Origin of the sequence: Sphingomonas phyllosphaerae FA2 (assembly GCF_000427645.1) — a bacterium.
GTDB classification, from domain to species: Bacteria; Pseudomonadota; Alphaproteobacteria; order Sphingomonadales; family Sphingomonadaceae; genus Sphingomonas; species Sphingomonas phyllosphaerae.
In genome coordinates, this window is the sequence record NZ_KE386571.1 from 1,622,081 (window position 1) to 1,643,982 (window position 21,902).

Here is a 21,902-nt window from a genome sequence, read left to right on the forward strand (position 1 = left end):
GTCAGAAATCCTTGCGCAGCAACAGCCCGGCATAGCGCTTATCGTCGCGCGGCACGAACCGCACCGTCCCCGCGAACGTGCCGTTGGTCAGGAAGCTGGCATAGGGCGTGTCGGTGATGTTCTTGACGTAAGCGCGCAGCTGCCATCCGTCGCCGGGATGGAGCAGCGCGACGCTGGCGTTCCAGATCGCATAGGCCGGCTGGACCGTATTCGGGGTCTGCGCCAGCGAATATTGCACCTTGCTGCTGAACGTCACGTCGCTTTGCAGTTCCAGCGACAGGGCGTCGGACAAGGCGAAGCGGTAGGTCGCATTCTCGAACAGCCGCACCTTGGGCGCATAGGGCAGCGGCTGGCCATTGATGTTGCAGCTGACCGGCGCGCCGACCGGGCAGTTGAAGTCGCGCACCGTCGCATCGGTATAGGCGCCCGACAGGTCGAAGGTCAGGCCCTGCACGGGGCGCAACGTCACGTCCGCCTCGACCCCGCGCGACCGCACCGACCCGGCATTGATGAGCCGCGTCACCGGCGCGCCGCCGACCGAATCCGTGAAATTCGCCTGATAGCCATCGAAGTCGGTGGTATAGACCGCCACCGCATAGCTCAGCGCGCGGTTCGCGGTGCTGCCCTTGATCCCGCCCTCATAGGAGTTCGACGTCTCCGGGCTCAGCGGTACCTCGTCGAGCAGCGTCGTCGCGTTGAGCGAGCGCATGTTGAAATAGACGTTGTACGCCGGCCCCTTATAGCCGCGCGAATAGGTGAAGTACGTCTGCGCATGCTCACCGAGGTCAAGCTGCACCCCAAGGCGATAGCTGTCGCCACGCGCATCGGTGCTGCCCGCGGCATTGTGGTACGCGCGGATACCGGGGCGATCGAGCGACGCCGCACCGCTGTTGGTCGGGTCGTTGCTCGACGTGCGGACGTGATGGAAATCGAGCGAGTCCCACGTCGATCGATAGCCCGCGATCGCGCGGAAATGCTCGGTGAAATTGACGTTCGCCTCGCCGAACAGCGCATAATTGTGGTTGGTAACGCCGTAGTTCGCGATGCCCGTGGTGGAGGTCTGCGTCGTTCCCGCCAGCGTCGTCAACGCGCGCTGATAACGCTCGTCGGTCTGCGCGCGCAGGTAATAGGCACCGAGCACGTAATCGATCAGCCCGCCGCGCGGCGACGTCAGCCGCAGTTCCTGCGAAAATTGCCGGCTGTCGACGCTGCCGTCGTCCACACCCGACGGGAAGGTCGTGGTCAGCTGCGCCAGCTGGTCATAATCCTGCTGCTGGTGGTTCAGCCATTGCCGCCACGCGCTGATCGACGTCAGGTGATAGTCGCCCAGCGACAGGTCGGCGGTCAGCGATCCGCCGTAATTCTCGTCGCGGACGTTGGTATCGAGGTTCGTCCCCAGCCGGCGATTACCCGGCCCCGCTACGATCCCCTGCGACGCCAGCGCGGCGCCAAGCGGCGCGGAACTGGTGATCGCGCGCGTCGGATAGGCGATCTGCTGCGTCGACTGATAGACGCCCGCCACCGTCTCGCGCGTGTTGAGATAATCGCCGATCGCGGTCAGCTTCAGCGCATCGAACGGCGTAACCACCAACTTGCCGCGCGCGCCGTAGCGCCGCGAGCCATTGGCGTCATGTCCGGTCACGACGTTGCGCAGATTGCCGTCGAAGTCGCTGTAGAGCCCGCCGATCAGCGCCTGCACCTTGCCCGGCACGATCGCGCCCGACACGCCGGCCTTGATGCGATATTCCTGATCGGTGGTCGCCCCCGCCTCGCCGAACGCGTGGAACTCGTCGGTCGGATTGCGCGTAACGATGTTGACGACGCCCGCCGAGGCGTTCTTTCCGAACAGCGTTCCCTGCGGGCCGCGCAACACCTCGATCCGCTCGACCTCGCCCAGATCCAGCGTCGACTGGCCGGGGCGCGTCAGCACCACGCCGTCCAGCACCGTCGACACCGACGGCTCGACGCCGGGCGAGGTGGTGATCGTACCGATGCCGCGGATGAACACGGTACGGTCCTTGTTCGACGCCCCGCTGCGGAAACCGACCGACGGGATCGATGCCGCGATCCGCTCGAGATTGTTCAACTGCCGCTCTGCCAGCGACTTTCCGTCGACGGCCGTGATCGCGATCGGCACCTGCTGGAGCGATTCGTTACGGAAGCGCGCGGTGACGACGACCTCGCCCTCGCCTGCCGGCGGGGTGGCGGGCGCCGCTGTTGAAGTTGAGTCCTGCGGCGCGGGCGCATCCTGTGCGGTGGCGGGCGTGGCGAACAGCGAGAGAGCAGTAGTAGCAAGCAGCACAGGCAGGCGTCGATCGATCATCGGGTCCCCTTTCAGATCGCGGCGAACGCTAAAGCCTAGTTCATAGATCGGGTATAAAGAACCGTATCGCACGGACACAGGCCGGCTTTAGGGTCGATTGTCACCGGACACGCGCAGCGCGAACAAAGCGAAGCGGAGCGTACCCCATTCCGTCGCCCCGGACTTGATCCGGGGCCCCGCTTCCTGCCGAAGGAAGGAAGAAGCGAGATCCCGGATCAAGTCCAGGATGACGGAATGAACCACGATCGACCGGTTCTACCGCTCCGCCTCCACTGGCGTCAGCCGTGGCAACAACACCTGGATCCACCCCCATGCCGCCAGATAGGCGACGCTGGCGAACACCAGCAGCGGCAGATACCCCAGCCCCGCCGCCAGCGTCAGCCCGGCGATCTTGGCGATCGCCACCCCACCCATATTGCCGCAGAACGATCCGAACGCGGTGACGCGCCCCACGCGCGCCTGCGGCGTAATATCGGCGATCATCGCGAAGACGTTGGTCGAAAACGCCTGATGCCCTGCCAGCGCCAGCGCCATCAGCGACACCGCGATCGGATAATTGTCCGTCAGCAGCGCGAGCGGGATCGGCATCACCGCCAGTGCCGCGCCCAGCAGCACGCCCTTGCGCACACGGTTCAGCGATGCGCCGCGCCCCAGCAACCGCGTGGGTATCACCCCGCCCAGCAAAGAGCCGATTGCCGCTCCGCCGTAAGCCAGCGCAAGCGGCATGCCGAGCGCAACCCCCGACAGCCCGAACTGGCGGTGGAAGAAGTCCGGCAGCCAGAACAGCAACAACCACCATGTCGCGTCGGACAGCAGTTTGGCGCCCGCGATCGCCCAGGTTCGCCGGTCGCGCAGCATCGGTACCGAGGGCACCGGCGACGCGGTATCGGCGACCTTCGGCGCGGCAAAGGCAATCCCGCGCGCCGCAATCAGCCACGCCAGAGCCCATAGCAACCCCGCGATGCCGACCGCCACGAACGTCCCGCGCCACCCCAGCCACAGGCCGAGCAGCGGGATCGCGAGCGGGGCGAGGATCGCGCCGAGGCTGTTGGCGGCATTGCCCGCGCCGAACCCGGTCGAACGCCACCGCGGTGGTAGCACCGCGGCGATCGTCTTGATACCGGTCGGCGTTCCCATCGCTTCGGTCGCACCCAGCGCGACGCGCACCGCGATGAACTCGGTCATCGAGCGTGCCCAGCCGTGCAGCAACGCCGCGACGCTCCACGCCGCGACACCGACCGGATTGGCCCAGCGCACGCCAAGCCGGTCGGCGATCCAGCCGCTGAACAGGAAGCCAACCGCCGCCCCGCCCTGGAACCATGCCGCCAGCGTCCCGTAATCGTCGTCGCTCCAGCCGAGATCGACGGCAATCACCGGCTTCAGCACCGCGATGACCTGTCGGTCGACCAGATTGAGCACGCCGGCGGTGATCACCAGAGCGAACAGCACGCCACGGTGCCGCGCGCTCAACTGCGAGACGCTTCTCATGCGATCAGCACGGCCGCAGGGAGACCGTGAACGCGAACAACATTCGCCATCGCGCCGCCAGCTCGCTCACAGCACCAAAGGCGCATGGTCGATCCGCGGCAGAACGTGGCGCGCGAACAGATCGGCCTCGGCGGCATGCGGATAGCCGGACAGGATGAAGGCATCGATCCCGGCGGCGCGATACGCCTGCAACTTGGCGAGCACCTGATCGGGATCGCCGACGATCGCCGCACCGCAGCCCGATCGCGCGCGACCGATGCCGGTCCACAGGTTTGCCTCGGCATAGCCGTCGTCGGCTCCCTCGCGCAGCTCAGCCTGCCGCCGAACCCCCGCCGATTGCGAGTCGAGCGATCGCGCCCGGATCGCGGCCCCGGTCGCATCGTCCAGCTTCGACAGCAGCCGCTCCGCCGCCGCCCGGGCCTCAGCCTCGGTCTCGCGCACCACGACATGCACACGATAGCCGAAGCGCAGAGTGCGGCCATGCTTCGTGGCGCGCGCGCGCAGGTCGGCGACGATCGACTGCACACCATCCATCGTGTCGGGCCACATCAGATACACGTCCGCGCCCTTCGCCGCCGCCTCGCGCGCCGCCTCGGACAGCCCGCCGAAATAGAAGGACGGGCACCGCCCCGACAGCGTCGTCACGCGCGGGGGATCGAGCTTGAGCTTCCAGAACTCGCCGTCATGATCCAGCGGTTTGCCGTCCAGCAAGGTGCGCAGGATGTGCATCGCTTCGACGGTACGCGCATAGCGCGGCGCGCTGTCCAGCGTCTCGCCGGGCAGGTCGCTGGAAATGATGTTGACGGTCAACCGCCCGCCGAGCATCCGGTCGATCGTCGCGATCTGCCGCGCCAGCTGCGGCGGCCAGCTTTCGCCAATCCGCACCGCCATCAACAGCCGCATCCGCCGCAGCAGCGGCGCGACGCCCGCGGCGAAGGCGGTCGTGTCGATCCCCAGCGCATAGCCCGACGGCAACAGGCAATTGTCGTAGCCCGCGCTCTCCGCCTGCACGACGATGTCGCGGCAATGCTCCCAAGTTGACTGCAACGCCGGATCGGGAACGCCCAGAAACTCATAATCGTCGTCGCACAGCGCGGAGAACCAGCTGATCTCGCAAGGCCCCGGGGTCGTCGTCACGGCATTGCTCTCCATCAACCTGTCCGGCGAGGCTCATGCCAGCACGTGAGGGCGCTCGCCAGATGTCGCGGCTTTGCCCCCGCAAAGCTTTGCCCTCTTGTCGAACAATGGTGAACGGCAGGAAAGCGCGACGCAGAAGCGAAGGCAAGGACCGACGATGACGGCAAAAATCCGGTATGGCGTGGTGGGCACGGGCATGATGGGGGTCGAGCACCTGCGCAACATCGCGCTGCTCCCCGATGCCGAGGTCGTCGCGATCGTCGACCCGGTCGCCACCTCGCTCGACTGGGCGCGGGAAGCACTTGGCGACCGCGGCGGCGCGGTCGAAAGCTTCGACGATGTCGCTACATTCGCACGTACGGCGCGGGTCGATGCGATCGTCGTCGCCTCGCCCAACCACACCCACCGTGCCGTGCTTGACCCGCTGTTCGGGATGGACGCCGCGATCCTCTGCGAAAAGCCGCTCGCCACCACGCTGGCCGACGCCCGCTGGATCGTCGAGCGGGCCGCGGCGCATCCGCGCCCATTCTGGACCGGGATGGAATATCGCTTCATGCCCCCCGCTGCCGCGTTCATCGAACAGGTTCATGCCGGGCGGGTCGGCAATTTGCGCATGTTGTCGATCCGCGAGCATCGCTTTCCGTTTTTGCCCAAAGTCGGCGACTGGAACCGCTTTTCGTGCAACACGGGTGGCACGATGGTCGAGAAATGCTGTCACTTCTTCGATCTGATGCGCCTTATTATCGGCTCCGAAGCGGTACGCGTCTATTGTTCCGGTGCGACGGACGTGAACCATCTCGACGAACGATATGACGGAAAGCGCCCCGATATCATCGACAACAGCTTCACCACCGTCGACTTCGCCAACGGAGTCCGCGCAATGCTCGACCTCTCCATGTTCGCCGACGGTGCCGAACATCAGGAAGAAATGAGCGCCACTGGCGACAAAGCCCGCCTCGACGTCCTGATTCCGCCCGGAGAACTGGTATTTAGCCCCCGCGTCGGCTTCCAGAACGATAAGCGCGTCGAACGCACGCGCATCGCGATCGACCCCACCGCCCACGCCGCCGGCAGCCACGAAGGCGCCACCTACTTTCAACATCTTGCCTTCGCGCAAGCGGTGCGCGGCGAAGGAGAAGTGCAAGTAACGGCTTTGGACGGGCTACGGGCTGTTCAGATCGGAGTTGCCGCAGAAGTGAGTGCCCGTGAACATCGCGTCGTCGACATCGAGGAACTGGAAGAAGACTATCGAGGTAGGTAGGATTGTGGGCGTTGCCCGGCCGTTCGCGATAAGAATTCAGGTGAAAGACAATCAGGAGAGAGCATGCGCATAGCCCTAATCGTGGCAGCCATTATTATGGTCGGTGCGAGTGGCACCGGCGCTGCTTCGCCGCCCCCGAAAACGGTCTCGAAACACGCGTCGTCGCAGCTTCAGGGCCCTTTCGAACTTCGATCACGCATCTATCCCGGCACGGTGCGGCGCTACTGGGTGTATGTTCCAGCAGACTACGACCCTGCGCAACCGCCGAACCTGCTGCTTTTCCAAGACGGGCAGCGAGCGGTGAACCCGAGCGGAACCCTCCGGGTGCCGGCGGTGCTGGACGAACTGATCCGCCAGCGCGCCCTACCATCGACGCTGGGCATCTTCGTGACCCCCGGTCATCGGGCCGACCATTACCCCGCCGATCTCGGGATGAACAATCCTGATCACCGGGTCGAAGAGTATGACTCGCTTTCAGATGATTATGCACGATTGACGCTAAATGAATTACTGCCGACCGTCGCAAAACACTGGCGCTTTACAAATGATCCAAGGCGTCGCGCAATTGGCGGGACGTCCAGCGGCGCAATGGCGGCGTGGACCGTAGCGTGGCGCCATCCCGATGCGTTCGGGAACGTCCTGAGCTTTATCGGAAGCTACACGTCGATTGGTCTGACATTGGGGCGGGACGGCACGCCATTGACCTACGGCGGCGACACATATCCTGGCCTGATACGAAAGTCGCCGATCAAGCCGTTACGCATTTTCCTGCAGGACGGTCGCAACGATCTCGACAACGAACACGGCAACTGGTTCCTCGCGAACCAACAGATGCTGAAGGCGCTCGAATGGGCGAACGAGCACACTGAAGCACAAGGCAAAGCGGGGCCTCGCTACGACATCAATCACGTTTGGACCGACGGGGCGCACTCGGATGCGGACGCAGGTTCCCTGCTTGCCGATGCCCTCCGCTGGATCTGGCGCGACGCAAGTCCCGCCAAGCAACAATAGATGAGACGCTTTGGCGAACCGAATATCGTCGTACCAAGTCAAGCCTAAGCTCGATGAATCTCGGCATGCTGCTGATCGACCTTGTGACTTGTTCGCAGTTGAAATTGCAATGGCCAATGCATCTGAATGCTTGTGTAATCGTTTAGCCCTTATCTTCCATAATTAAAACTAATTCGCCTGCCAGCGATAAATCAGAGCATTTAGATTGAGGGCCAGTGTTGCGACGACCGGCGGGTTCATCGGCTCAATCGTCGCCGCCTTCTTCGTGTCAGGCGATATCCGACAGTGTGGCTGTTGCTGTCTCGCCTGTGCTGCATCGTGCCGGGCGCGACACGGTGCGCAGCCCGGGCGACGGACAGCCGAACTCGCACGGCAAGACCTATGCCTCGCAGGTATGGCCCGACGTGCTGCTGCGCCCGCGCTTCGCCCCCTAAATCGACCGGATCACGATGCCGCCCATGCCGTGATTGGCCGACGATTACCTTAAACGAGGCTTAACTCATGCCGGGCTAATTCGCTGATGCGCAAGCCAAGGAAAAAACATGACTTTTGCCAATCTCGCCATCCCACGTAAGCTCGCTTTGGCGTTCGGCTCCTTGGTGGCGACTTTTACGATCGTTAGTGCCGTCGTGTTCGTGAATGTCATGCGACTGCACGAGGTCGCCGTGCAGCGAGACCAGGCAAAGCTCGCATCCGATCATGCCGACGACATGCTCACCGGGGTCGTCGAGGGGCAAAGCGCCGTGCGGGGGTATGTGCTGCTGGGCAAGCAGGCGTTCCTCGAAACGCATGAGGAGAATCGACAGGCGATCATCGACGCCGCGGCGAAGCTGAAGCAGAGTGCGCCGCGATCGGACCAGATCAAGCGCGTGAACGCCTACCTTGCGGCCGTGGCTGAATGGCAGAGGTCGAAGGTCGCTCCGACACTTTCCGCCTACGACAATCCGGCAACGCGAGAATATGCCCGCGAACTGGCGGGCGCCAAGCAACTGGGCGCGATGCGTAAGATCCACAAAGAGATCCAGGAAGCGCAGGAGGCGTGGGTCGCGCGGCAGGATGCCGAGCAACAGCATGCGGAATGGATGGTCAAGCTGGCGCTCGGGCTCGGGGGGCTCTTTGCCGCGACGCTCGCCGGTGGCCTCGGCTGGCTTCTGTCGCGATCGATGGCGCAACCGGTCGTCAGGATGGCCAGGGTGATGGCGGACATGGCCGAGGGTCGTACCGATGTCGACGTGCCCAGCACCGACCGGAGCGACGAGATCGGCCACATCGCGAAGGCGGTGCTCGTATTCCGCAACGCCGCGGTCGAGAAGCAGCGCGACGACCGGGAACGGCAAGCCGTGATGGACGAAGTGGCGGCCGGTCTGCAGCGGCTCGCCGACGCCGATCTCACCACGCGCTTCTCCGGCTTCCCTACAGCGTTCTCGCGTCTGGAGGTCGACTTCAATCGCGCGATCGAGTCGATGGCGCAGGTCATGTCCGCGGTCATGCGGGCTTCCAGAGACATAGACAGCGGCGCCTCCGACATTCGATCCGCGTCCGACGATCTTTCGCAGCGCACCGAGCAGCAGGCCGCCAGCCTCGAGGAAACCGCCGCCGCGATGGAGGAGATCACCAGCACGGTACGTCGGACGGCGAACGATGCGGTCGAGGCGGACAAGATCGTGTCCGCGGCGAGCCGCGAGGCGGCGGTCTCCGGCGACGTGGTGCGTCGCGCCGTGGAAGCGATGAGCGGCATCGAGCGTTCGTCCGGCGAGATCGGCGAAATCATCAGCGTGATTGATGCCATTGCCTTCCAGACCAACCTTCTGGCGCTCAACGCCGGGGTAGAGGCGGCACGCGCGGGCGACGCCGGCAAGGGCTTTGCGGTTGTCGCCTCGGAGGTGCGCGCGCTGGCGCAACGCTCCGCCGACGCGGCGAAGGACGTCAAGGCGAAGATCACCACCTCGACCGAGCAGGTCGACCTCGGGGTCGGATTGGTGGCCGAAGCCGGCGCGGCCTTGCAGACGATCAACAGCCGGATCAGCGAGATAAGCTCGCTGATGTCAGGCATCAGCGCCGCGGCCGAGCAGCAAGCGATCGGGCTGCAGCAGGTCAACACCGCCGTCGGCGAGATGGACAATATGACGCAGCAGAATGCGGCGATGGTCGAAGAAGCCACCGCCGCCGCACGCAGCCTTGCGAGCGAAGCCGACGAACTCTCACGCCGGGTTTCCCGCTTTATCGTCGATCCGAACACCGCCTCGCCCCAACACGCCCGCCTGGCAGCATGAAAAAGGAACCGGCCATGTAACGCCGGCAGCTTTTCGGCGACGACTGTCCTGACGGGGCCTCGCTTGCCGTGTCGCATCCGATTTTAGGTCAATAGATTAGCATAAAGTTGGCCAGCGCTCGGCACGTGCCCCCTGCCCTCGCTACGATGCCGCTTTCCCCATCCGCGAAACCGCGTTGGTCGCCGCTGCGTGACTCGTCGGCAATCCACCGATATTTCGTCGAGGGTAGCAGGATCGGTGGCATGGCGAATGGTGACAGCGGCGGCTCATTTTGCGTCTTCGTCGTCGAGGATGACGACGACATGCGCGAGGCGATCAGAACCTTGCTCGAAATGTGCGGGCATCAGGTCCGCGCCTATCCGAACGGTATCGCGCTGCTGGCCGACCTGAGCCGATCCCATGCCGGATGCATTGTCATGGACGTTCGGATGCCGGAGGTCGACGGCCTCGCCTTCCAGCGCCGCCTGACCGAAGCAGCGATCGCGCTGCCGGTCATCATGATCTCAGGCTATGCCGATGTCGCGCTCAGCGTGAAAGCGATGCGGCAAGGCGCCTTCACGTTCCTGACCAAGCCATTCCGCGATCAGGATTTGCTGGATGCGGTCAGCGATGCGATGCACAACGAGCGCGCCGCCCATCCGCGGCGGATCGAAGGTCTGGCGGCGCGCGCCGCGTTCGACGAACTGACCCCGCGCGAGCAGCAGATCATGACCGAGATGACGCACGGCGAACCCAATAAGCTGATCGCGGCGCGGCTGGGGCTGAGCGAGGCGATGGTCAAGGTGATCCGCGCCGGCATCATGCGCAAGATGCGCGCCGCCTCGCTGCCGGCCCTGACGCGGCTGGCCGAGCGCCACGGTCTTTGCTGATCCGCGTGGCGAAGGTCGCGCGTTCCGATCCGTGGATGGTCGCCGGCGTCGCGATCGTGGTGGCGCAACTGCTCGCCGCGTCATGGGCCGAGCCGTTCGTCGACACCATCTCGGCCGGCATGGCGCTGCTGGCGATCCTGTGCGCCGCCCGCACGATCCGACTGACCCCCGCGGTCGGCGTTCCCGATCGCTGGCGGTGGCAGGCGGGCGGCCTCGCCTGGCTGCTATGGGCCGCGCAGTGGATCGCGAATGCGGTGCAGGACAGCCTGCTGCGCCACGATCAGTTGCTGGCTAAGGGCTTGTCGGAGGCACGACTGGCGGTGCTGGTCTTCGCGCTGATGCCGCTCGCCGCGCCGGACGACGATCGCCGGCTGCGCTGGCTCGATGCGATCTTCTCGCTCGCCTTCGCGGTGCTGATGACGATCCTGTCGTGGCCGGACCTGTTCGATGCCGATCCGAAAGGGCCGGACAACACGTTCCTGTACCTCGGCTATGTCGCGATGGCGCTTTTTGCCGGGCTCAGCGTGATCGGCAACCCGGCGCGGCCGTTGCGCCGCATGTCGCGCGCGTTGTTCGTCACCCTGTTGGCCTATGCCGTCGTCGGCATCTCGAGCCGCGAACTGATCGAACATGGCTGGCTGGGGATGGACGCGCCGGTCTTCGCCTACGGCGACCTGCCGTTCCTTGCCTATCTCTGGCTGATCGGACGGGCGACCCCCGGTGGCGATCACGGCAACGCGCCCGAATACCGGCGGGTGCTGCTCGCGCGGCTCGTGCCGCTGGCGGTGACGATCCTGATCGTCGCCCTGTCGTTCATCGTCGCCTGTTCGCTGCCCGGCAACGCGCTACCCGCCGGGATCATGGCGCTGACGATCCTCGTCGTCTACGCCGCGCGCGCCGCGCTGATCGAGGCATTGCACCACCAGCGTCGCGAAGCTGCCTTCGTCCGCGAGCAGGCGCGCGCGACCGGGCTGACCGACCTGATGCACGAATTGCGCTCCCCGCTCGGCGCGATCGCGCTGAACGCCTCGATCGTGCGCCGGACGGTCGGCGCGCAGCCGGCGCTCGACCGCGCCGCGGCCGCGATTGAAAGCGGGTGCATGACGATCTCGCGCCTGCTCGACGACGTGCTCGCGCTCGAACGGCTGGAGGCCGGGCTAACCCCGCCCGCGATCGCGCGCCACGATCTCGCCGCGCTGTTGCGGGAGGTGGTGGCGATGCTGTCGGCGGAGGCGGAGGCATATGGCGTCACGCTGACCGCGCATCTCGTCCCTGCGGAGGTCGCTGTCGACGCGGCAGCCGTGCGGCGGATCGTGACCAACCTGATCGACAATGCGCTGCGCTTCACGCCGCGCGGCGGGCGGGTGACGTTATCGCTGGCGTACGGCCACGGGCAGTATCAGCTGACGGTGGCCGATACCGGGGCGGGCCTGTCGCCCGAGGTGCGCGCGGCGCCGTTCCGCCGCTTCGCCTCGGTCGCGCGCCCGCTCAACGGGCGGCGCGGATCGGGCCTGGGACTCGCCATCACCCATGCGCTGGCGCAGACGATTGGCGGCACGATCAGCGTCGACCCGCCCGCCGCCGGCGGTGGCACCACCTTCCGCCTGCTGCTGCCCGAGTGAGTACAGACGCTGGCGATTATACCAAGGTATAACCGCGTTAGACCACGGCACCGGTTGCAAAGTTAACCGGTGTTACACCATCATGACCGGCAGACGCTCGATGCCACGGGGGAACGAGCGACACCATACGACCGGCCACGGGGGCCGTCGCATCGTGCGGGCTGTTGCCGCGCGTCGAGCGCCTGCGCGTGCCTGTCGATCCGGGAAGGAACCTCATCATGGCCGTCTCTTCACGACCTGTCACCGCCTTGACCGACGATCTGCTCGCTTCCGTCCGCAGCGCCGATACGCCGTTCCAGACGGGCATCGGCAAGGCGCACGACGTGTCCGTCGGCTTCACCACCGCGTTGCAGGACTTCCCGGGCCAGACCAGCGGCTACGCCGCCGGGGGCATGTCGACCTTCCTGGCAGAGAGCACCGCGCTGCAAGGGCCGACGGCGCCCAGCTACAGCCCGCTGGCGCTACGCGCCGCGGCCAACAACCGTGCGATCGCGGCGGGCATCGAGGATCCGATCGCCGCCAAGCAATGGCACCTGGGCTACCTGGGCGACATGATGAAGGTCTGGCAGGACTTCGATGGCAGCGGCGTCAGCTTCGGCATCTATGACTCGGGGATCGACAAGCGGCTCGACGCATGGGGCGACCGCTATGACGCCAGCAAGGAAGTGGTGGTCGGCGGCAAGACCTATGACGGCGATTACACGCCGCTCTCGGGGCCGCATGGCACCGCGGTCGCGGGTCTGATCGCGGCGGGTCGCGACGGCGACGACACGATCGGCGTGGCGTACAATGCGACGATCACCGGCGTGAACATCTTCGATCCCTACTCAGGCGGCGGCCGCAAGGAAGGGATCTACATCAACGCCGAGAACAACGCCCCCTTCTTCGATGCGATCGCGCAGTGGAAGGACTTCGACGTCGTCAACAATAGCTGGGGTCCCAGCACGCCGTCGCACGGACCCAACGACAACCGGCTTTACGAAGGCTCGTTTGCCTATGGGCTGGCCCAGGCATTCAAGATGGCCACGGACGAAGGGCGCGACGGGTTGGGCACGCTCGTCGTCAAGTCGGCGGGCAATTACGGCATGGTCCGCAACAGCACCGCAAACCTCTACGCCGTCGACGGCGCACTGGACTCAGCCAGCACCGACCGGCACGTCATCGCGGTCGCGGCCTATCGGCAGACCGATGGGAATGCGACCTCCTATTCGACCCGCGGCGCCCATCTGCTGATCAGCGCCCCGTCCGGGGACTATGCCGAATTGGGCGGCAGCGGCATCTGGACCACCGATCTGAAGGGCAAGGAAGGCTATAACATCCAGGACGACCCCAGCGGCAAGCTCGACTATACCGATGGCTTCGGCGGCACCTCGGCGTCGGCACCGATCCTGAGCGGTGTGATCGGGCTAATGCTCGACGCGAACGCCAGTCTCGGCTGGCGCGACGTCAAGAACATCCTCGCCACCTCCGCGGTGATGCCGGTCGATTTCAGCACTGGCGAAACCGCCCTCACCTACAACGGCACGCGCTACTATCTGAACGAAGACCGGTTCCACCTGACCGGCGATGGCAGCGCCGCCCGCATCAACGGCGGCGGTTACCACTTCAGCACCGATTACGGCTATGGCGCGGTCGACGCGTTCAGCGCGGTGCGGATGGCCGAAGTCTGGTCGTTGTTCGGTGCGGCGAAGACCTCGGCGAACGAAAAGGTCTATACGGCCGGCGGCACCTTCAATCGCATCATCGCCGATGCGGAATATAGCAACGGCGGCATTCTGACCAAGCCGATGGTCTTCAACATCGGCGTCGGCAAGGATGTCGATATCGAGCATCTCGACCTTCGCTTCACCTATACGACGCAGGCGAACGGCTACGACGACTTCGACTATTCCGCCGCCTTCCGCATCACGATCCGGTCGCCCGACGGCACTACGTACCAATCGACGCTCGACGGGATCGGCTACGCCTATGGCGAAAACAACACGCTCATCACCGAAGCGGTCGGCTTCGCCGGCTTCCGCGGGGAATCGTCGGGCGGCAACTGGACGATCACCTTCGAGGATGTGACGCCGGGGCTCGTCTCGATCGTCAAGGACATGCGGCTCGAATTCTCGGGCAGCGAGCTGACGCGCAACAACGTCTATCACTACACGCAGGAATCCGTGACGATGGCCGCGATCGATGGCCAGTCGGGCCGGACGCAGTTGCTCGACAACAACGGTGGCGAGGACTGGCTGGACATGGCCGCGTTGACCGACCGGGTCGAACTGAACCTTTCGGGCGGCAAGGTCTATTTCGGCAATCCCGGCTAGGGCGACAATCCCGGCGCGCTGACCCTGATGAACGGGAGCATCGAAAATGTCGTGTCGGGTGACGGCAACGACTATCTGATCGGCAGCTCACGCGCCAACAAGATGTATGGCATGCGTGGCAACGATCGTATCCTCGGCATGGATGGCGATGACATCATCAGCGGTGGACAGGGCAACGACATCCTCGACGGGGGTGCCGGCGCCGACACGTTCGTCTTCAACATGGCGGAAGACACCGGGCGCGACAGCATCCGCAACTTCGAGGCACGCGATCGCCTCGCCTTCAACCAGAAGCTGGCCGATCCCGACGGCGACGGCAAGATCGAGCTGCAGGTCTTCGAGAATTATGGGGTCAGCAGCATGCTGCGGCTCGACGATCGCCTGAACGGCGACCGCATCACCTTCGAGAACATCAAGATCAAGGCGCTCTACCTGATCGAGGAAAAGGACGGCATGTTCGTCTACGGCATGAACGCCCCGGCCAAGACCGCCGCACCGACCCTGGACAGCGGCTTCGCCCATGCCGAGCCGGCGGTGTGGACGACCGGGTTCGACGCCGGGAGCCTGCATCAGACGAGCCTGTTCATCGCCTGATCGCGGCGGTCACATCCAGGCCGCTTTCTACTGCTACGATCGTGGACGTGGGGCCGCACCAAGAGACCGGGACTGGCGATGCCGACAGCGTCGCCAGTTTCCTACAGTGGCCGAGACGCCGGCGCAGAGGCAAATCCACAAGCGGACTTTTGTCGCGGCGACGCCCGCCTCAGCGGGTTCTGGACCTTGCCAGCCATCGCTGCCCGCTCACCAAAGCGTCGATACGAATGCCGCATATGCAACTGTGCAGGCGCTCAAGCAGAGCCGCGCGGGGCGACGGGCGGAGAGTAGGCGGGGAGAAACGATCAAGCGCGCGCAACAGTGGCGGACCGACACGGGTATCTATCGAGGCGCAGACGGCCGGGATATTATTGTTGCCGGCATTCGCGGCCCAATTAATCCGCACGGCTCGCAAGCGCAACTCCAGTGATCGTCACAGCATCTTTTCGGAAGACGCGGGCAAGCTACCGGACGATAATGTGCCCGAGGCACTCGCGCGGGTTCCCGGCATCATTATCGTGCGGAAGCAGAGGGAGCGCAACGCGGTGGTTCCTTAAGCGCCGAGCATACAAAACGTAGCCGCCGATTGGTGCAAGTCGACGTCGAACGGATACGCGATCTCGACCCATTGCGCTTCCGCGTCCGACGTGCCGGCGTAGAGCCGCGTCGTGCCATCGACATGTTCAATCCCGGACGAGAACACGACGTCGATCAGGTCCGGGCGCTTGGCCGGGCCTGCCGCGAACTGATCACGCGCGGCGATGATCCGATAGTCGCGCCACCGGCGCGTCGCGGGATCGAAGATGAACGATACAGCATAGTAACGCCGCTTGCCGTAGAGGATGTCCTGCTCGAAATAGGCGGCATGTGCGATCACGCCGATCTCGCCCGATGCCAGCAGATGCGCCTCGTTCGCGCCGCCCCAATCGAGCGGGTGGAACATGTCGTCGAGCATCGGCGCCGCCTCGATCGCGTCGATGGTCAGCGCGTCCAGCCCCGCGACTTCGGTGTAGCCGATCGTCCCGCGGCCGCCCTTATCGCCGCGCGGCCGCGTGAAGATCGCGACCCGCCCGTCGGCCAGTTCGCACAGCCGTATGTCCTTCATCCCGATCGGCCCGGCGAAGAACAGGCGAAGGTCGAAGACGTCCGTACCGCGGTAGAAGACGGTGTGCCAGATCGGCTGCGCCGGCCGCAAGTCAACCGCCACGCCGCCGAACACCAGCTCGCCGGCGATCTCGGTGACGAACGGGTCCTGTAGCTGGAAGCGCGGTGCACCCTCGATCGGGCACCATATGCCGTCCTTCTCTTCGAAGAAGACGGTCGTGGACTCCTCGCTATCGCGCGGCTCCACCCGCCCCGCGATCACGCGCCGGCCGGCAGAGTGGAAGGGCGCAGAAATATTGTAGACATCGCACTCCCCCACCCCGGTGAAGCGTAGTTTGCCTGTCGCCGGTGCCTGGCCCGCCGTATCGGCGGCAAAGGCGTCGGCCAGCGTTTTGACGCGAATGATGCTCTCGCGAGTCACAACGATCTCCTGAAATCCCGTATGCTCTGGCGTCACACGCCCATCGCTGCCAACAGCTCGTGCAAAGTCACGGTGCCCAGCGCCATCACGCGGTCGGCCGCGCCGTAATAGACGTACAAATCCTCCCCCCTGATCGTCGCGCCACAGGTGAAGAGGACATTGTCGAAGAAGCCGGCCAGTTCGTATGGTTCGGCCGGTCGGGCGAGCGGCCGGTCGAGCCGAGCGCGAACGATCCGCGGGTCGTCCAGATCAAGGAGCAGCGCGCCCAGGCTGTAGCGCTGCTGCGCATCGACCCCGTGGTAGATCTGGAGCCAGCCCTTGGTCGTTTCCAGCATCGGCGCGCCACCGCCGATCTTGCTCGCCTCCCAACCGCCGGCGACCGCCCCGGCGAGCCGCTCATGCCGTCCCCAGTGCAGAAGATCGGGCGAGCGCGCGATCCAGATTTCCGGTTTGCCAAGATGCCGCGGCGCCGGCCGGTGGAGGCACCAATAGTCGCCGCCGATCCGGCGCGGGAACAGGCACACGTCGCGATTGTCGGGCGAAAAGATGAGGCCGAGCCGCTCAATGCCTTGGAAATCGTCGGTCACCGCCAGCCCGGTGGCGATGCCGAGATCGGACACCGCGGTATAGTTGATGTAGTAGCGCCCCTCGATGGCGGTGATCCGCGCGTCCTCGCACCCGAACCGCTCGTAGCGCGTGGACGGAAACAGAAAGGGCTCGTCGTCGATCGTGAAGTCGATCCCGTTCGTACTCCGCGCGAGGCGCAGGTGCGACATGGAGGTGAGATACACCTGCGCCGGGTCTGCCCGCAGCACAGCCATGCGCGGATCGGCGAAGTCATAGGCCGGATCGTCGAGGCGGAGGTTCTCGACGGTGCACCGCCAACCGTCGCCCTCTTCGGTCAGCAGCGGCACGCGCAGCTCGCCCGGCGCAGCGCCAGCGACGCTCTCCGCGATGCGCACCAGCATGATCGTCTCGTCCCCGACCTGCACGACGCCGGCATTGAAGGCACAGTCGACCCGCCAGTCGGGCCGGCTCGGCCGCACCTGCTCCGGCGCGATCAGCGGATTGGCCGGCGAGCGCTTCAGCAGATCGGATGGGGTATCAAAGGTCATGACACTCACTTCAGGCTCAGCGCCATGCCTTGGAGGAACTGGCGGCGGAAAAGGAGGAACAGCACGGCGAGCGGCAACGTCTGTAACACCGCACCCGCCATCACGGGCCCGGCATAGCCGCCATATTGCTTGCTGAACGTCGCCAGCAGCACGGACAGCGGCATCCGATCGGCTTCGGAAATCGCGATCAGCGGCCACAGGAAATTGTCCCATGTGCCGGTGAAGGTGAACAGCGCCACGATCGCGATGATCGAGGTGTTGAGCGGCATGACGACCTTCGTCACCGTCTGCCACAGGCTGGCGCGATCGAGCCGCGCTGCGTCGAAATATTCCTCGGGCATCGACCGGAACGACTGCGACATCATGTAGATGCCCCAACCGGACATCATGAACGGGAGGACCAACGCCGCCAGCGAGTTGAGCAGCCCCAGTTCCTTCACCAGCACGAACAGCGGCAGGATGAACATCGTGGTCGGGATGACCATCTGGAGCAGCAGGAAGTCGCCGAACAGCTTGCGCCCGGGGAAGCGCAGCCGTGCCAGCGCGAAGGCGATGAACGCGGAGGTGACCAGCACCGACGCTGTCACGCTCACGGTCACCAGCGCCGAGATCCCCAGCGCAGCGAGGAACGGCCGGTCGAGCTTGTCGGCAGTCGCCAACAGGAAGCGAAAGTTGTCGAGCGTCCAGTTCCCCGCGAACAGGCCGGTGGTGTAGATCTGCGCGGTCGGCTTCAGCGACGCGGTCACCATCCACGCGAAGGGATAGAGCCAGGTGAGCGCAAGCGCGTAGATGGCGATCGTCACCAGCCAGCCGCCGGGCGTCTTGGAACGGAGCAGGGCCGACAGCCGCGTCCTCATGCGATCACCACCTTCTTCTCGAACAACCGCCGCGCCAGCACCACCAACAGGTATGAGCCGAGCGAAATGATGATGCTCATGGTCGCCGCGTGGCTGGGTTGCAGACGCCGGAAGGCGGTTTCGTAGATGATCATCTGCGGCGTCGCGGTGCTGTCGGCGGGGCCGCCGCCAGTGATCAAATACGGCTCGGTAAACAGCCCGAACGCGACCAGGATCGCGAAGGTCAGCACCATCATCAATTGCGGGTTGAGCATCGGCAGCGTGATGCGGACGAGCCGCGTCCACCGCCCGGCATGATCGAGCCGCGCGGCGTCGTAAAGCTCGCGCGGGACGGTCAGCAGCCCCGAATAGACGATCAGCCCGTAATAGCCGACGAACTTCCACGCGACGACCAGCGCGATTGCCAGCATCGCCAGCGTCGGCTCGTTGGTCCACGGGATACGGACGCCGATCGCGGCGTAGAGCGAGTTGTTGAGCGGCCCGGTCGAACTGAAGATCTTGAGGAAGACCAGCGATAGCGCGACCCCGGACGACACATTGGAGAGCAGGAAGCACAGCGCCACGAACGCCCTCCCCCGCCCGACATGCTGCAACCCGAACGCGACCAGCAGCGCGCCGCCGAACGCGATCGGCAGGTACAGCGCCAGGAAGCGGACCACGTTCCACAGCGCGCCCAGGAATTGCGGGTCTTGCACCGCGCGAACGAAATTGCGCACACCGACAAACGTCGGCTCGTCGAAGAACCGCCACTGCGTGACCGACAATTTGGCCAGCCAGAAGAACGGATAGGCCCAGAACAAGGCGGTGAAGACGAGATAGACGCTGACGAGCGAAAGACCGACGATCGCCTCGCGCGACAGCCCGCGCCCACCGTTCAGCCAGCGGATCATGCCTGCGCCTCCAGCATGTCATCGGTCCGCTGGACGGCGGCGGTCAGCGCGGCGCGCGGCGGCTGCTGACCGGTCATCAGCGGTTCGATCAATTGCGATCCCATGATCTTCTGCACGTCGATCGTGTACTCGGACAAGGCCGGGGGACGTGCGCTCACGACATGCTCCGCATAGGCGCGGCCGATGGCGCTTGCGCGATAATAGCCGGCGAAGCGCGGGTTTTGAAGCAGGTCGCCGCGTGCCGGGGAAAGCCCCGTCCGCTCGAGCCAGAGCAGGTTGAGCGCTTCGTCGCCCAGCACCCAGGCGAGAAAGTCGAACGCCTCGCGTTTGACCCGGCTGTTCCGGAAGACGACCACGCCCTTGCTGTCCGAGAACGTCGAGGCCGGCCCGGTGGTGGGTGTGGCGGCGATCATCGGCCCGACGACGATCCGCGCCAGCGTGTCGGGATAGATGTTGGCGAAGCGCTCGACGTCCCACGGCCCGCGCACCGCCCCCGCGGCGAGGCCGGTGACGAGCGGCTCCTCCGCGTCGAAGTCCATCGCGGTCCAGCGTTCGCGGAACATGCGGCCGATGAAGGTCGCGACCTGAAGCCCGGCCGGGTTCGCATAGAGCGCGCGCGCACCGTTCAGGTACGGCTGCCCGCGCGACGCGGCGTAGTAGAAGGAGATGAAGTCAAACCAGCGGTCCTGCCACGAGCGCCCCGCGATCACCTGCATGCCGTAGCGCGACTGACCCTTTGCGCGTCCGTAGCGGTCGGAGAAGGCGTAGACCTCGTCATAGGTCCGGGGTGGCGCGGACAGGCCGTGCGCCTCCAGCAGATCGGCGCGCCACCACAGCAACGTCGGGCTCGAATAGATCGGCAGCGCGAAGACGCGGCCATTCTGCGTCCAGCCGGGCATGATGGCGCTCATGTGACGGCGTTCGACCAGTTCGGCATAGCCCGGCAGCGCGGCCAGATCCTCGACCTGCCCGAGTGTCGCAAGCTGCACCGCGAAGCCGGAGAAGATGTTGGTCGACAGATCGGGCTCGGTTCCGGCGACCAGCGCCGACAGGACCGTGTCCTCGGAATTCCCCGCGGTCGGGATGGTGGTGAAGGTCACCGGCAGGCCGCGGCCGAGGGCGTTCCAGCGCGCCACCGCGATCTTCCAGAAGCCTTCCTCCGCCGCGTTCGGCCCGACCCACAACCGGATGCGATCGGCGGCCCGTTCGCTCGCCCGCGGCGTACAGCCGGCCAGCAGCGCCGCCGCGCCATAACGGAGCAGGTCGCGCCGTGCGGTCACGGCAGCGGCGCACCCTGCACCGCGGTGAGCGCGAGCAGCGTCTCGACCGTCGATTCCGCCCCGGCGTTCCTATTGACCTTCGTCGCGTCGACGATCCCGTCGTAGGTGCGGCCGGTCGCCGGGTCGTACATCCGCTGGCGCGCGGCATTGTCGCCCGCGAACCATGCCGAAAGCCGGTGGGCGAGATCGCGGTAGCGGGCCTCACCCGTCGCGCGATACGCCTCGTCCGCGGCCAGCACCATCGGGCTGATGCCATAGGCGATCTGGGGGAAGCGTGCGACGTCATACGCCTCCAGCCGCTCGCCCGTTCGCCGCAGCGCGAAGCTCGACATCATGCCACTGCGGAGCAGGTGCGGGTAGAAACCGTCGATCTCGGCGAGCGCGCTCCGTGTGAAATCCCGTCGCCCGAGCAACGCACCGGCGCGAAGCAAGGCATAGGCCTGCGCATTGCCCCACGCGTGCCATTGGTTTCGCCAGCTGAGATGCGCGCCGTACGGAAAGCTCTGCTTGTCGCCCGCCTGCATCGCGACGAGCCCCTCGCCGGTCCGTTCGATCAAGGCGCGCGTGCCCGCGTCGCGGGTCCGCCGATAATGCGGCATCAATCCGAGCAGCGCAGTCGAGGCAGCGTCTGCGCCGGAGCCGAACGGCAGCCAGTCGGGCGTGGCGATGCCTGCGACACTGGCCGTCCCCGCACGATGGACCGGCAAGTCGCGCTTCAGGTTCTCGACCAATCGATCCGCCGCTGCCCGAGTGCGACGCGCCGTCTCGGACGTCGCCGGCAACTTCCGCAGCGCCGCCTCCAGCCCCCAAAGCGCGCGCAGGGACCACCAGTTCAGCTCGGCCAGCGAAGTCCGGTACTCGCGATTGATCCTCCCGCCGGCCCAGATGAAGTTATGGAAATAGCCGTTGTCGGCCTGCATCTTCAGCACGAAGCGGGTCATGAGGTCGAGTTGCCGGGCGCGTGACGGCGTCAGTTTAGGCATTGCCGCCAGCAGCACGATGCCGCGGGCGACATCGTCGACACAGGCGTAGCCTTCGTTCGGCTCGATCGCGAAGCGGTAGTCGGGCGCCTCGCTATAGATGCGCAGCACCCCTACCCGCTCGCCACCAACCACAGCCTCGGCAAACAAATGATCGAAATGGGCGAGATCGACCGTTTGCCTGGCCGATGATATTGCGCGGACGTCGACCGCTGCCGCTTGCGACAAGGCGTGCGCGGGCAGAGATGCGGTCGCCACGAGCGTGCCGGCAATGCCGAACAGAGTCCTGCGCAGGCTTGTCACGGGTGCGATCCACCTCCCAGATGCCGATCTTCCCGACGGCTGGGTTTATCGATAAACATCGG

17 protein-coding genes are annotated in these 21,902 nt (G+C 65.5%); 8 read left to right on the forward strand and 9 right to left on the reverse strand.

Features of this window, described 5'->3' with window-relative positions; translation table 11 throughout:
• Window position 1 precedes the first annotated feature (1 nt).
• The 3 genes from SPHPH_RS0108030 to SPHPH_RS0108040 form a co-directional block, all read right to left on the reverse strand.
• Window positions 2–2,323 carry a TonB-dependent receptor gene (locus tag SPHPH_RS0108030; protein WP_028966244.1) on the reverse strand — a complete coding sequence of 774 codons (2,322 nt, stop codon included), beginning with the start codon at window positions 2,321–2,323 and terminating at the stop codon, window positions 2–4.
• 255 nt (window positions 2,324–2,578) lie between these two features.
• On the reverse strand, window positions 2,579–3,793 hold the full coding sequence (locus SPHPH_RS0108035; protein ID WP_028966245.1) for an MFS transporter: 1,215 nt from the start codon (window positions 3,791–3,793) through the stop codon (window positions 2,579–2,581).
• 84 nt (window positions 3,794–3,877) lie between these two features.
• Window positions 3,878–4,948, reverse strand: coding sequence for an LLM class flavin-dependent oxidoreductase (locus SPHPH_RS0108040; protein WP_028966246.1), 1,071 nt, complete (start codon window positions 4,946–4,948; stop codon window positions 3,878–3,880).
• 157 nt (window positions 4,949–5,105) lie between these two features.
• On the opposite strand from SPHPH_RS0108040, the gene SPHPH_RS0108045 reads away from it, so the two are divergent.
• The 8 genes from SPHPH_RS0108045 (at window position 5,106) to SPHPH_RS20420 (ending at window position 14,890) form a co-directional block, all read left to right on the forward strand.
• Window positions 5,106–6,209 (forward strand): Gfo/Idh/MocA family protein, encoded by a 1,104-nt coding sequence (locus tag SPHPH_RS0108045; protein ID WP_202900650.1) that lies wholly within the window; start codon window positions 5,106–5,108, stop codon window positions 6,207–6,209.
• 63 nt (window positions 6,210–6,272) lie between these two features.
• Window positions 6,273–7,220: an alpha/beta hydrolase gene (locus SPHPH_RS19175; RefSeq protein WP_081668552.1), complete on the forward strand. Its 948-nt coding sequence runs from the start codon at window positions 6,273–6,275 to the stop codon at window positions 7,218–7,220.
• Window positions 7,221–7,507: 287 nt separating this feature from the next.
• Window positions 7,508–7,654, forward strand: coding sequence for a hypothetical protein (locus SPHPH_RS21305; RefSeq protein WP_162143921.1), 147 nt, complete (start codon window positions 7,508–7,510; stop codon window positions 7,652–7,654).
• Between the two features lie 108 nt (window positions 7,655–7,762).
• The gene (locus SPHPH_RS19180; protein WP_037488291.1) at window positions 7,763–9,493 is read left to right on the forward strand and encodes a methyl-accepting chemotaxis protein; all 1,731 of its coding nucleotides are present in this window, start codon (window positions 7,763–7,765) and stop codon (window positions 9,491–9,493) included.
• Between the two features lie 242 nt (window positions 9,494–9,735).
• The gene (locus SPHPH_RS0108065) at window positions 9,736–10,362 is read left to right on the forward strand and encodes a response regulator transcription factor (protein ID WP_028966248.1); all 627 of its coding nucleotides are present in this window, start codon (window positions 9,736–9,738) and stop codon (window positions 10,360–10,362) included.
• A gap of 5 nt (window positions 10,363–10,367) precedes the next feature.
• Window positions 10,368–11,984 carry a sensor histidine kinase gene (locus tag SPHPH_RS0108070; protein WP_028966249.1) on the forward strand — a complete coding sequence of 539 codons (1,617 nt, stop codon included), beginning with the start codon at window positions 10,368–10,370 and terminating at the stop codon, window positions 11,982–11,984.
• Window positions 11,985–12,202: 218 nt separating this feature from the next.
• Window positions 12,203–14,296 (forward strand): S8 family serine peptidase, encoded by a 2,094-nt coding sequence (locus SPHPH_RS0108075; protein ID WP_156025892.1) that lies wholly within the window; start codon window positions 12,203–12,205, stop codon window positions 14,294–14,296.
• A 27-nt stretch (window positions 14,297–14,323) separates the two neighbouring features.
• Entirely contained in the window at window positions 14,324–14,890 is a 567-nt protein-coding gene (locus SPHPH_RS20420; protein WP_028966251.1) for a calcium-binding protein, read from the forward strand.
• Window positions 14,891–15,443: 553 nt separating this feature from the next.
• Here the strand turns inward: SPHPH_RS20420 and SPHPH_RS19190 are convergent.
• Genes SPHPH_RS19190 through SPHPH_RS19195 form a run of 6 tightly spaced genes read right to left on the reverse strand, consistent with a single transcriptional unit; the run spans window position 15,444 to window position 21,840 of the window.
• Window positions 15,444–16,415, reverse strand: coding sequence for a DUF1861 family protein (locus tag SPHPH_RS19190; protein ID WP_202900651.1), 972 nt, complete (start codon window positions 16,413–16,415; stop codon window positions 15,444–15,446).
• 32 nt (window positions 16,416–16,447) lie between these two features.
• Window positions 16,448–17,530, reverse strand: coding sequence for a glycoside hydrolase family 130 protein (locus tag SPHPH_RS0108090; RefSeq protein ID WP_051272899.1), 1,083 nt, complete (start codon window positions 17,528–17,530; stop codon window positions 16,448–16,450).
• A 5-nt stretch (window positions 17,531–17,535) separates the two neighbouring features.
• Complete coding sequence (locus SPHPH_RS0108095; protein ID WP_037488294.1) at window positions 17,536–18,387, reverse strand: carbohydrate ABC transporter permease; 852 nt, start codon at window positions 18,385–18,387, stop codon at window positions 17,536–17,538.
• Window positions 18,384–19,277, reverse strand: coding sequence for a carbohydrate ABC transporter permease (locus SPHPH_RS0108100; protein WP_051272900.1), 894 nt, complete (start codon window positions 19,275–19,277; stop codon window positions 18,384–18,386). The genes SPHPH_RS0108095 and SPHPH_RS0108100 overlap by 4 nt, the downstream gene beginning before the upstream one ends.
• On the reverse strand, window positions 19,274–20,557 hold the full coding sequence (locus SPHPH_RS0108105; protein ID WP_051272901.1) for an ABC transporter substrate-binding protein: 1,284 nt from the start codon (window positions 20,555–20,557) through the stop codon (window positions 19,274–19,276). Before SPHPH_RS0108105 ends, SPHPH_RS0108100 begins: the two co-directional genes overlap by 4 nt.
• Window positions 20,554–21,840, reverse strand: a complete 1,287-nt coding sequence (locus tag SPHPH_RS19195; protein WP_156025894.1) for a hypothetical protein — start codon at window positions 21,838–21,840, stop codon at window positions 20,554–20,556. The genes SPHPH_RS0108105 and SPHPH_RS19195 overlap by 4 nt, the downstream gene beginning before the upstream one ends.
• Between the last annotated feature and the right edge of the window lie 62 nt (window positions 21,841–21,902).